We start from the raw sequence: 12,509 nt of genomic DNA, 5'->3' as shown, positions 1-12,509 counted from the left end.
AACCGTAAACAAACCCAACATTACAAAAATAAACTATTATGAATTACGACATTATTATTATCGGAAGTGGTCCTGGAGGATATGTAACAGCAATTAGAGCATCACAATTAGGTTTTAAAACTGCCATTGTTGAAAAAGAAAGTTTGGGAGGAATTTGTTTGAATTGGGGTTGTATACCTACAAAAGCATTGTTAAAATCTGCGCAAGTATATGACTATTTAAAACATGTTGATGAATATGGATTAAAAGCAGAAGCCATTGATAAAGATTTTGAAGCGGTTATCAAAAGAAGCAGAAATGTAGCTGATGGAATGAGCAAAGGAGTTCAATTTTTGATGAAAAAAAATAAAATTGACATCATTGACGGCTTTGGAAAAATAAAACCAGGAAAAAAAGTAGATGTAACTGCAGCCGATGGAACTGTAACAGAATATGCAGCAGAAAATATCATTATTGCTACTGGTGCACGTTCTCGTGAATTACCAAACATTCCACAAGATGGCATAAAAGTGATTGAGTATAGAAAAGCAATGTCATTACCAAAACAACCAAAATCAATGATAGTTGTTGGTTCAGGTGCTATTGGTGTTGAGTTTGCTCATTTTTACAATACCATGGGAACTGAAGTCACCATTGTTGAATTTATGCCAAATATCGTTCCTATTGAAGACGAAGATATTTCAAAACAAATGGAACGTTCAATGAAAAAAGCAGGAATAAAAATCATGACAAGTTCATCAGTAGAATCTATTGATACTTCTGGAGAAGGTGTAAAAGCCTATGTAAAAACGAAAAAAGGAGAAGAAGTTTTAGAGGCGGATATTTTATTATCAGCAGTTGGAATTAAAACAAATATCGAAAATATTGGTTTGGAAGATGTTGGAATCATCGTTGATAGAGATAAAATTTTGGTAAACGATTGGTATCAAACAAATATTCCTGGATATTATGCCATTGGCGATGTTGTTCCAGGTCCAGCATTAGCACATGTAGCATCTGCTGAAGGAATTACATGTGTTGAAAAAATGGCAGGATTGCACACTGAACCAATTGATTATGGAAACATTCCTGGTTGTACATATGCTACTCCAGAAATCGCTTCAGTTGGTTTGACAGAAGCAAAAGCAAAAGAAGCTGGATATGAATTGAAAATTGGGAAATTCCCTTTCTCAGCCTCAGGAAAAGCAAAAGCTGCAGGAACTCCAGATGGATTTGTAAAAGTAATTTTTGATGCAAAATATGGAGAATGGTTAGGCTGTCATATGATTGGCGCTGGTGTAACAGATATGATTGCTGAAGCTGTTTTAGGAAGAAAATTAGAAACTACAGGTCATGAAGTTTTAAAAGCTATTCATCCACACCCAACAATGAGTGAGGCTGTAATGGAAGCAGTAGCTGATGCCTATGGAGAAGTGATTCATTTGTGATTTTACGTAATTAATATAAAATCGTTGATTTTACTGAAAATTTTATTACATTTGTGGCGTTTTTATGCATAAATTTCCCTCATTTAAGCGATATTTAAATAGTTAATATAAAATATAATAAATGGGTTTTGTTGAGTGGCTACTATCTTTTGTTTATAAGATAAAAACGTTCCCTCTTATCATTCAAATCACCATCGTTTTAACGATGTTTTTCATCATTGCATCAATTGCTCTTGTAATAACAATTTATACAATTAGAAAAAAACACAACAAAATTCAACGATTTTTGAAAGAAAAATTACCCGAAATCAAAAAATTATTTGAGGAGGTGCTTTTTGAAAATGAAAAATATGACGAGGTTGAATTTTTTGAGCGTTTCAAAGAAATTGTTGGTGAGGTAAATAGAGAATCTTTAGATTATGCTGTTGATGTTTTGGTTGGATTTAAAAACGAAAATAGAAAATCTGACCACTATAATCATATCATAAAATCTTTAGGAATTATTGAGCATTTAGAGGCAAAATTTGACTCAAGGTCAAATAGTGAAAAAATGGATGCATTTCAAGAAGCTTTTGTATTAAATTTGAATAAATTTGATTCAAAAGTGTTGACGCATGCATATAGTAGAAATTCACAAATAAGAACAGAGGCTCGTAATTCATATTTAGCATTAAGTTCCAATGACCCTTACCGTTTTTTTGATGAATATGATACATCATTAACGAAATGGGATGAAATAGAATTGATGCAATATTTAAAATTACAAAGCCAAAGGGGAAATCTAGAGGGTTTAGGAAAATGGATTAACTACTCAAAAAATGACTCTTTGGTAATCTTTTTGATTAAAATGGTAGGATATTTTAAACAAAAAGGGATTGATGAAATTTTACTTGAAAAACTTGAAGATGATAACGCAAAAGTAAGAGCTGAAGCAATTTTAACGTTAGGAGAATTAGGGATTAAAGACACAGAACAAACACTAATTGATAGATATTATACAGAACCTGAAGTTTGTCAGGTTGCAATTGTAAAAACTATCAAAAAATTTAATACCGGAAAATCACTGAAATTTTTACAAGAAATTTTTAGTGAAACAAACAATATTGATACAAAAAAGATTATTGCAGAAGCAATTTTAAATTATAGTTATGAGGGGAAAATCGCTTTTCAGAATTTAAAAAATTCTTTAAAAGGTTTTGACCTTACTATTTTGAAACATATTGAAACCCCACTGATCAAGTACAAATAAATGGAGTTTTTTGTAAAAGTTTACGAATATTTTATTTTTTTCTATGCAACCTCACTAATTTTGAGTTACATGGTTCTAGCTATATTTTCTTTCATTGCTATAAATAACTATAAAAGCTACAACACGGATATTGATGATGAAGAATTACTGAGCTCTAATTTAGCCCCAGGTATTTCTGTAATTGCACCTGCATATAACGAAGAAAAAACAATTATCGTAAATGTAAAATCACTTTTAACATTGAACTACCCCATTTTTGAAGTAATTATTGTGAATGATGGAAGTAAAGATAAAACTCTTGAATTACTCATAAAAGAATTTGATCTGGTAGAAGCTCCATTCGCTTATGTAGAAAAAATTAAAACAAAACCTTACAAAAGAACTTTCAAATCTCAAAATCCGAAATACGAAATTTTAACTGTAATTGATAAAGAAAATGGGGGAACAAAAGCAGATGCTTTCAATGCTGGACTAAATGCTTCTGTATTTCCATATTATTTAAACACAGATGTAGATTGTATTTTGGCAAGAAATACATTGACTAAAATGATTAAGCCAATTTTAAACTCGAAAGTACGAGTTATTGCAGTTGGTGCAACATTGCGAATGTCAAATAACTGTGAGATTGAAGAAGGAATTATCACAAGAGTAAGACCTCCAAAAGCGTTGATTCCACGTTTTCAAGAATTAGAATATATTCGTTCTTATTTATTAGGAAAAATGGGTTGGGAATTAATAAACTGCGTACCAAATGTTTCAGGAGGCTTAGGAATGTTTGATAAAGAAATTGCCATCAAAGCTGGTGGTTATGGAGCAGATTCTCATGCTGAAGACATGGATATGCTGACGCGAATGGCTGCGCATATGATGAACAACAGGCTTGCTTATAAAATTGGATATATTCCTCTCTCCTGTTGTTGGACAGAAGGGCCTCCTAACATTAAAATTTTAAGTAGGCAAAGAACAAGATGGGCTTCAGGTTTGTTTCAAATGTTTACGGATCACCGTAAAATTCTATTTAATCCCAATTATAAAAGATTGGGATTAATTACGTTTCCATATATCTTCATTTTTGAGTTTTTAGCACCAATAATTGAAGCTTTTGGAATACTTTTTACAATATTTTTATTCTTGTACGGTTATATTAATTGGAGTTTTGCCCCACTTATTTTGTTATATTCATACACTTTTGCGATTATGATTTCTTCAGTTGTAATTATTTGGGATCAAATGACGTTTAAGTATTACAACACCACAAGAGAAGTATTATCATTGTTTTTAACCGCATTTATTGAGCCCATTTTATATCACCCAATGATTATGTTTTTCTCGTTAAAAGGATATTATAGTTTTATCACATCGCGAGAATTAGCTTGGGGAACAATGACAAGACAAGGATTTGAAAATGAGAAAAAAGAGGAGGGCTCTGAGAAAAGTGATTCAAATTCAAATGATTCAAGCTCTTCTGGAAATGAAAATAATCAGAAAAAATCGAATATTTTAGACAGATTGAAAGAAAAGAAATTATCTGGTGAAGTAGAACAAATAAAAACATAAACTACCCTAAAAGACCATGAAAATAAACAAGTTAATATGCATTTTTGTTGTGATGATTTTTTCGCAACTAAATATATATTCACAGATATATGATTCTTCGGATTTATATTTTGAAGAAGCAAAAAAAAATATTGAAGAAAATAATTTTGCCAAAGCCGCAAAAATGAGTTGGAGAGGTTTACAAATTTCTCCAAATGACTTAGATTTAAAAATTTTACTAGGACGATCTAACCTTCAACTTGGTAAGTATGATACTGCTAGATATGTTTTAAAGCAAGTGTATGATAGGAGAAGAAAAGATATTGATGTTTTACAATATCTTGTAAACCTTGAAGAAACTACTAAAAGATATTCTGATGCCATTTGTTTTGTAAATGAATTATTGGAAATCACGCCATATAGTAGAGGTTGGTGGTTAAAAAAAATCAATATTTATAAACAAATGGGTAATTTTCAAGAAGCAGAAAGAGCCTTGAAAAGATTGTATCAAATTTATCCAAATGATACCGAAATTGGTAAAGCATACAATGATGTAATGATTGGAGATGGAAATAAAGCCATTCAAAATAAAAAATACGACGAAGCAAATCAAATTTATAAAACCATTATCGACAATAATCCTACAAATAGAGAAGCTTATCAGGGAATCATCAATAATGAAATGATGAAAGGTAGTAAAGAAAATGCGCTTCAATTTACAGAAAGAGCATTGCAAGAACTTCCTGATGATTTAAGTTTGGTGGAGAAAAAAATTGGATTACTTGTAGAATTAGGAAGACATGGAGAAGCAATTACATACATTAAAAGTCTAGAAAAAAGAAGATCAATGTTCCCAACAATATTCTCGAAAACGCTTCCTTATGTAATGCAAGAGGCTGCTGTTTTTAGTCAATATTATGACAGTTATACCGTATATAAAAAATTAGCTGAAGAAGGTGGAGGTGGTGAAGCTATGGACATTGTTATTAATACTGCAATGGGGAAAGGTTATTACATTGATGCAGAATATTTCCTTAAAAAAGTATTAGCCAGAAATCCTGATAATAAAAAGTATCTCATCAAACAAATGCAGTTATATAAAGCTACATTAGATATTGAAAATTATAACAAAGCGGTTTTAAATCTTCACGAAAAGTTTCCTGATGACGTTGATATTACTTACGCTTACAACAAATTAATGTATGATACCGCAAAAGATTATATAGTAGGAAAACAATATGACAAAGCATTGCCTATTTTAAATGACTTGGTTTCTTCTCCTGATTTCACTAAAGAAGCTGAACAACAAATTTATAGTATTCTTCTTGAGCAAGAAAAATTTGATGAAGCAACTGACCAAATTGATAAATTGATTCAACTTGATCCAGAAAATCCAGATTATTTAGTAAGAAAATCAACATTATACCAAAAAATGCAAATGTTTGATGATGCACTTACCATCACCAGAGATTTAGAAGCTAAATATCCTTTAGAAAAAAAATACACAGATTTGTACGTTAGTCAAGTTGAAGAATATGCAACTTTCTTAATGCGTGAAGAAAAATTTCAGCAAGTTTTACCAATTGTAGAAGATGGGTTGACAAGACAAAACAACAATAAAACATTGTTAGATATTGCTATTAATGCATCCTCAGCAATTCCTGATTATCAAAAAGGAATCAATTACAGTTTAAGTGCATTGAGTTTTTATCCTGGAAATAAAAATTTCAAACTTAAACTTTCTAACATGTATACGCTTAACAAAGATTATGACAAATCTGTCGCAATCTTAGACTCTTTGAAGAAAGTATACATTTATGACCGAAAAATAAAAGATGCACTAGCAGAAGTTTTATTTTTTAAAGGAAAAAATTTCGAAGATGAAGGCTTAGCAGATGAAGCTATTAAAAGTTATGATTCTGCATATTTTCTGAATCCAAAAGATGATGGATCTATGCAACGTTTGATTAATTTATACATCACCAATAAACCAAATGAAGAGGCTCTTGAGTTTATAAACAAAAAATTGAAAAAAACGCCTAATGATAATTTTTTACGATACAAAAAGGGAGTTGTTTTTGAGTTGATGAAAGAATACGATTCTGCGTATTATTATCAAAAGTATAGAGAAATTGACAATCCTTATGAAAAACAAGAATGGAATATTGCTCTAGAAACTTTAAGAGCTGAGCAATTAAGAAACATTGTTGGTATCACTTATGCAAAAGCAACTTCAGATTCTTTGCCTTTCAGCACATCACTTGCAGGCTTATCATTCAATCGTAAATATGAAAAAAATACCTATGGTGGTGTATTAAATTATGCAGCAAGAAGACTTGGTGTTGGAGTTCAACCTGGGATAAATTTCTCAAGAATTTTAAATAAAACAATGTATGCTGATGTAGGAGTATTAGTAGGAACTAAATTCTTTCCAAAATTTATTCTTTACGGAAATGCATACAAAGAATTTAAAAAAGGATATGATGCTCAAGCTGGTTTACGATTTTCAAGACTGCAAGATGATACAAACTTTATTTCATTACTTCTTGGAGGAGGAAGAAGTTGGCAAGATATAGTTGTGTCATCTAAGTTAAATCTGATGACAGATAGTGAATTTTTCTACTTTAATTTAATGGGTCAAGCAAGAATAAATGTAAATACAAGGCAAGATAAAGTTACTGTAACAATTTCTGGTGGTAGTGCTCCTTTTGACAATCAATTACCTGAAGGACAAGCCGTATTTTTAAATTTCTCAAATGTTTCTGTTGGTGCTGGGTATCATTATAATATTTCTCCAAGAACTGTTTTAGCTGTTGATGGAACATGGACAAATTTCCAAAGTAATACATTTTCAGAGGGTACATTTGCATTCATAAATCAATACAATTTGGCTTTTACAATCATCACTAAATTTTAGAAAAAGTTTCAATCATCTTTTAGATATATGTTCCAGAAATATTTATACCTTTTTATATTTTTTTCTATCATTAATTCTTGTGCTCAGGATAAAAATGAATTCACTTTTTATTCAAGTGAAAAAAAAATAATTCCTAGAATTTCTATTCCTTTAAATGCTGATGCTCAAACTACACAAGCTGCTGGTGAATTCGTAAAAAACTTCAAACTTTTAACTCAAGAAACATTAATTGTAGAGAGAAGTAATGGATTGAATAAAAATTATTCTTATATACTTTTAAGTGTCAATCCAACTCAAAAAGACAGCTATTGTATTTATAATAAAGATAAAAATATTATAATTCAAGGCTCTTCCAATGAAAACTTAGCTTTTGCCATTCAAGAGTTTTTTAAAAAATTTACTTCTTTGAGTTTTACTGAAAAAATAAATCAAAGTTTACAAGATGAGATTCAAAATGAAGTAATGATTCCAAATGAGTTAAGCCTTTGTTCAACTCCTGATTTTGAATACAGAGAACCTTATTTTTCTCCTAATTTTGATGCTGATTTTAGAACTTGGAACAAAACAAATTACTTGGAATTAGAATGGGGACTTTGGGGACACAATTTACCAAAACTCATCAAAGGATCTCAACTTCCAGAAACCATTTTTGCAGAAGTTGATAAGGAAAGAAATGAAGAGCAATTTTGTTTTACAAGTGAGCACTTTTTTGAATTTGTAAACAAAAAAATAAGAGACATTCATGAAAATGACACTGCGTTGAAAAAATTCATGATTTTGCCTAACGATAACGAAATGGTGTGTACCTGTAGTACTTGTAAAGCTGTTGGCAATACTACCAAAGATGCCTCTCCTGCTGTTTTTACATTTATGAATAAACTAGCTAAAAATTATCCAAAATTGTTATTTTTTACAGCAGCATATAATAGCGTAAGAGAAGTTCCAAAGTTCAAAGCATCAGACAATTTAGGTGTTTTTTATAGTACCATCAATATTCAAAAAGGAATTCCTATTGAACGAAGTAAAAATTTTCAAAAATTTGAAAGTGATGTCAAAAAATGGAGAAACTATGTTAAAAATCTATTTATTTGGGATTATGTAGTAAATTTTGATAATTATTTTGATATCTATCCTTCTTTGATGCTTACTCAAGACAATCTAAAATTGTATAAAAAATTGGGTGTAAACGGGGTTTTCATGCATGGAAGTGAATACAATTACAGCACGTTTCAAGATTTGAAAGCTACTATTATTGCGAATTTACTTTGGGATACAAGTATCCATTTAGACACTGAAATCAAAAAGTACTTTACATCAAAATATCCACCAAAATTAGCTGAAATTTTAACAAATTACTACTTGTTTACAGAAAGTAGTTTTTACACTAGTAAAAAAGAATTGAGCATTTATAGTGGCATTAATAAATCAGTAAATAAATATTTAGACCCTAAAGTTTTTTATAGTTTCTATAAAGAATTTGATACTCATACTCAAAACAACAAGTATGATAAAGATTTTTTAAAGTTAGCAACAGCTTTTACGTTTCTAAAATTAGAAATCATGAGAGATGCTGGATTTAGCGAATATGGTTTTGCAACATTGGATGGGAATGATGAAATCATTGTAAAAAACGAAATTGGAACTTTACTAGATAAACTCCTAATTTACAGTAAATCAGCTGATATTAAAACCTATAATGAAGTAAAATATACATTAGAAGAATATATCAATAGTTGGAGACAAACTATTTTTAGATATCATAAAAGAAAACATTATTTCTATAAAAAATCATTCAAAGTACTGTCAAACATGGATGAAGATTACAGAAATTTTAAAGTCTTAAATGATGGAACTTTTGGTTTGAAAGATTACAATACGAATTGGCATTTGAGTTCTACAGATAATCTTATTTTAGAAATTGAAAAAAGTTCTATTTCTAAAGCTAAAAGAATTACATTTTCATTTTTACAGGACAAAAAACATAAAATTTATTACCCTAGTTTTATTGAATTAGTGGATATGAATAATAAATTATTGAAAAAAATAAGTGTTCCTGCAAATGAAGATGTGTTGAACACTAAAGAGATTTCTATTGATTTACCAACAGAATATGACAAACTTCCACTTCCAGAATATTTCAAAATAGTAATAAAAAGAGCCGAAATTTCTGGAAAAAATGCATTGGCTTGTGATGAAATAATTTTTAATTAAAAAATTGATTAAATTTACACTTATGAAAAAAGTATTTTTATTCATATCGCTAATCTCAATTCTAAGTTCTTGCGAATTTAGAAAACCTAGTTTGGAGAACGTAAAAAGGACTAAAATGGAAATAGAAGATCCTGAGCGTCATTACTATCCAATTCTTCGAGGTTCTGAATTAAATGTAGCTTATAAGTTTTATAACAGAGGTGTAGAACCTTTAATCATTTATGAAGTACAAGCTTCTTGTGGTTGTATTGAAGTTGATTTTCCTACAGGTTCCATTGGACAAGATGACTTTGGATTTATCACCTTAGATTATGATAGTGCTAAAAATATTGGCTATGTAGAGTTTTATATTACCATTATTGCAAATACTGAAAAAGATATTTTTACAACTATAAAGTTTGACTTAAATGTGGTTACTTCTCCTCATTATACCCAGGATTATGAAGAGATTTACATGGAAAGACGCAAAGAAAAATTGGCAGGAGAAGTGGATGGTGATTTGACTCAGCAAGGATATTATGTGGATTTTACAAAAACTGTAAGGTAAATAATGTCCAAATCAACTGAATTTTATCAAAAAAAGACAGCTCAATTCATAAAAAATTGGTCAAAAAAAAGACTCAATAAAGTTCGGTTTTGTTTGATTGAAAGTTTGTATTACTCATTTTTTTTCTCACTTATCTTTAGTTTTTTTCTTCAAAAATCAAAAAATATATTTTCAAATTCAACACTTTTCGTATTCACAACATCTTTTGTGTTGTATTTTTTAGTTTCCTATTTTTTACTTTTTTCCATTTATGAAAATAGATTTCAACGATTAAAAAAAGAAAACGAGCATTTTGATTTCTAGTAAAAAAATCTTCTTTAAAGAAATTGGAAAAGCCCTTTTAAAATTGATTTTAGCAGGAGTTGTCATTGGTGTTTTCAAAAAGTATGATTTAATTTTAGCAATCTTACTGTTTTTAAAAGTCGTTCAAAACTGCTACAAAGAAATCGTAAAACCAACAACTAATAAAAATTGGATTCTTCTGATTGGCATGCTTTTAACTGGTTTTGGAGGAATAGTTGGAGAAACTTGGGGCGTTCAAAATGGATATTGGGAATATCATGAAGTGAATCGTGAATTGCCTTTATGGTTGCCTTTTGCGTGGATGTTAGCTTTTCATTATTTATACAAATTAGAGCGAAATTTAATTCCATTATTATCAAATCAAACTCAGAAAAACAAAATCTTCTTTGCCATTATCTTGTCATTGATTCTCCCCGCTTTTGGAGAAATGATCACGATTTATTTAGGCGTTTGGACTTATTATTGGCCTTACCAAATCTTTGGTGTTCCTTTATATGCCTTTATTTGTTTGGTTTTTGTGCATATGTTGGTTTATACCATTTTGCATTTTATTTGTAAAAAATATCAGTGGAAAGACACCGTTTTTTATTAAAATTCTAAAATTGTAAACTGGTATTGCAAAGGGTTTAAATACTCTTTTAAAGTTTCCATAAAAGCTTCTCCGTATTCCAAATAATATTCAGAAAAATTTCGCTGACGTTCTTCCAAACTTTGATTTGGTAATACATCATTTTGAAGTTTAATAATTCTTTCAACCAAGTCTTGTTGACGTTTCTTTTCAGCTTTTAACAAGCGTTTTTCTAAATTTTCTAACCCTTTGAGTTGTTTACGTTCTTGAGCGTTTACAGCGTTTAAAAAAGAAACATCCGTATTTTTTGCCACACTCTTTAGATCCTCAAATTGTTTCTGTAAAAAAAGCATTTTCTCTTGAAACTGAATTTCAATTTCTGAATTTTCAAGAACTTTTTTAGAAATCAACTTATGTTGATTTAAAAAGATTTCTTCATTGGAAATGGAAAGTTTTTCCATTTTTTTTGATTGTTTTGAACTTACAATTTGAACAGAATTGCGAAGTAACAAAATAGGAAAAGGCACTTCAACTTTATTAAAAAATCCTTTTAATTGCAACCAATACGCAATTTCTCCTCCTCCACCAATATAACAAAGATTTGGCAAAATAACTTCTTGATACAAAGGCCGTAACAATACATTTGGTGAAAATTTCTCTGGATAATTCTCAACTTCTTTTAAAATTTCTTCCTTTGAAAATTGAAGATTTGTATTGTTTATTTTATATAAATCATTCTCAAAAACGATTCGTTCTCTACTATTTTCATCAAGGTAAAAAAGATTGATATTTCTAGGATTTACTTGAATTTTATAATCATTCTCCAAATCAGAAATAGTTTTAGAAACCTCAGTAAATGAAGTTTCATTGACCAAATCGTCTTTAATAAAAGGAATTAAAAGTTTTTTCAATTCTTTATCATCACCATCAACAATCACCAAACCATCTTTTCCAAACAATTCATTCGCAATAAAACGAGTGGCAGCAGCCAAATTATCATGCTGTAAATACGCTTCTGAAAAAAGATTTTTAAGAAAATTAGCATTTTTTGAATTTCCTAAATGTGCACTAAATACTTCAAAAACATCCTCTAAACCAGCTGTAGAAAATCGTCCAACTGCACCACCATCATTTCTATTCCAAGCAACTTTTTTTCCTTTGAAATTGAAATAATTTATTTCGTCAAAATCATGATCTTCTGTTGCCATCCAATAAATAGGAACAAAATTCTTATCAGGGAATTTTACAGATAATTCCTCACACAAATTGATGGTGGAAATGATTTTATATAAAAAATACAAAGGTCCAGTAAACAAATTTAATTGATGACCAGTGGAAATTGTAAAGGTGTTTTTCTGTTGTAAAAGAGCCAAATTAGCAGCGGTTTTTTCAGAAATAGTACTATTTTGGTATTGAACTTTTAAAGCATTGAAAAGTGTAATTCTAGTCTGCAAACTAAAGGATGATGATTTTTCTTCAATTTGATTATAAAATCCTTGAATGTCAGGAAAGTTGTTGTAAAATGGTTTCAAATTGTCACTTTTCTCCAAATAATCATGCATCATTTTTGAGAAAAAACCCGTTTTTTGAAAGGGAATGTGAGTTACTTTCATAGACAGTCCAAACATATTTGTAACATTTCAGTTCCTTTTACTAATTGCATATTTCTAAAATAATTTTCTGTAAAAATACGATTTATTTAAAGCATGAAAGAAAATCATTTTCAATCTAACATATTTTTAACGGAGCCT

The 12,509-nt window shown here is 29.6% G+C and carries 8 protein-coding genes; 7 read left to right on the top strand and 1 reads right to left on the bottom strand.

Features of this window, described 5'->3' with window-relative positions:
• Positions 1-38 precede the first annotated feature (38 nt).
• The 7 genes from lpdA to IU405_RS13330 all read left to right on the top strand — a co-directional run bounded on the left by lpdA (position 39) and on the right by IU405_RS13330 (position 10,782).
• Positions 39-1,427: a dihydrolipoyl dehydrogenase gene (gene lpdA, locus IU405_RS13360; RefSeq protein WP_197439111.1), complete on the top strand. Its 1,389-nt coding sequence runs from the start codon at positions 39-41 to the stop codon at positions 1,425-1,427.
• Positions 1,428-1,713: 286 nt separating this feature from the next.
• Complete coding sequence (locus IU405_RS13355; RefSeq protein WP_197439110.1) at positions 1,714-2,676, top strand: HEAT repeat domain-containing protein; 963 nt, start codon at positions 1,714-1,716, stop codon at positions 2,674-2,676.
• The gene (locus IU405_RS13350) at positions 2,677-4,233 is read left to right on the top strand and encodes a glycosyltransferase family 2 protein (protein WP_197439109.1); all 1,557 of its coding nucleotides are present in this window, start codon (positions 2,677-2,679) and stop codon (positions 4,231-4,233) included.
• A gap of 16 nt (positions 4,234-4,249) precedes the next feature.
• A complete protein-coding gene (locus IU405_RS13345) occupies positions 4,250-7,129 on the top strand; it encodes a tetratricopeptide repeat protein (RefSeq protein ID WP_197439108.1) in 2,880 nt (959 codons plus the stop codon).
• 27 nt (positions 7,130-7,156) lie between these two features.
• Positions 7,157-9,340, top strand: coding sequence for a DUF4838 domain-containing protein (locus tag IU405_RS13340; protein ID WP_197439107.1), 2,184 nt, complete (start codon positions 7,157-7,159; stop codon positions 9,338-9,340).
• Positions 9,341-9,455: 115 nt separating this feature from the next.
• Complete coding sequence (locus IU405_RS13335; protein WP_197439106.1) at positions 9,456-9,887, top strand: DUF1573 domain-containing protein; 432 nt, start codon at positions 9,456-9,458, stop codon at positions 9,885-9,887.
• A gap of 292 nt (positions 9,888-10,179) precedes the next feature.
• Entirely contained in the window at positions 10,180-10,782 is a 603-nt protein-coding gene (locus IU405_RS13330) for a hypothetical protein (protein WP_197439105.1), read from the top strand.
• Here the strand turns inward: IU405_RS13330 and bshC are convergent.
• Positions 10,779-12,371, bottom strand: coding sequence for a bacillithiol biosynthesis cysteine-adding enzyme BshC (bshC, locus tag IU405_RS13325; protein ID WP_197439343.1), 1,593 nt, complete (start codon positions 12,369-12,371; stop codon positions 10,779-10,781). The genes IU405_RS13330 and bshC overlap by 4 nt on opposite strands.
• Between the last annotated feature and the right edge of the window lie 138 nt (positions 12,372-12,509).

Origin of the sequence: Polaribacter sp. BAL334, assembly GCF_015767435.1 — a bacterium.
Classification (GTDB): Bacteria; Bacteroidota; Bacteroidia; order Flavobacteriales; family Flavobacteriaceae; genus Polaribacter.
The sequence above is the reverse complement of the archived record's forward strand: the minus strand, read 5'-3'. Positions and strand labels throughout refer to the sequence as shown.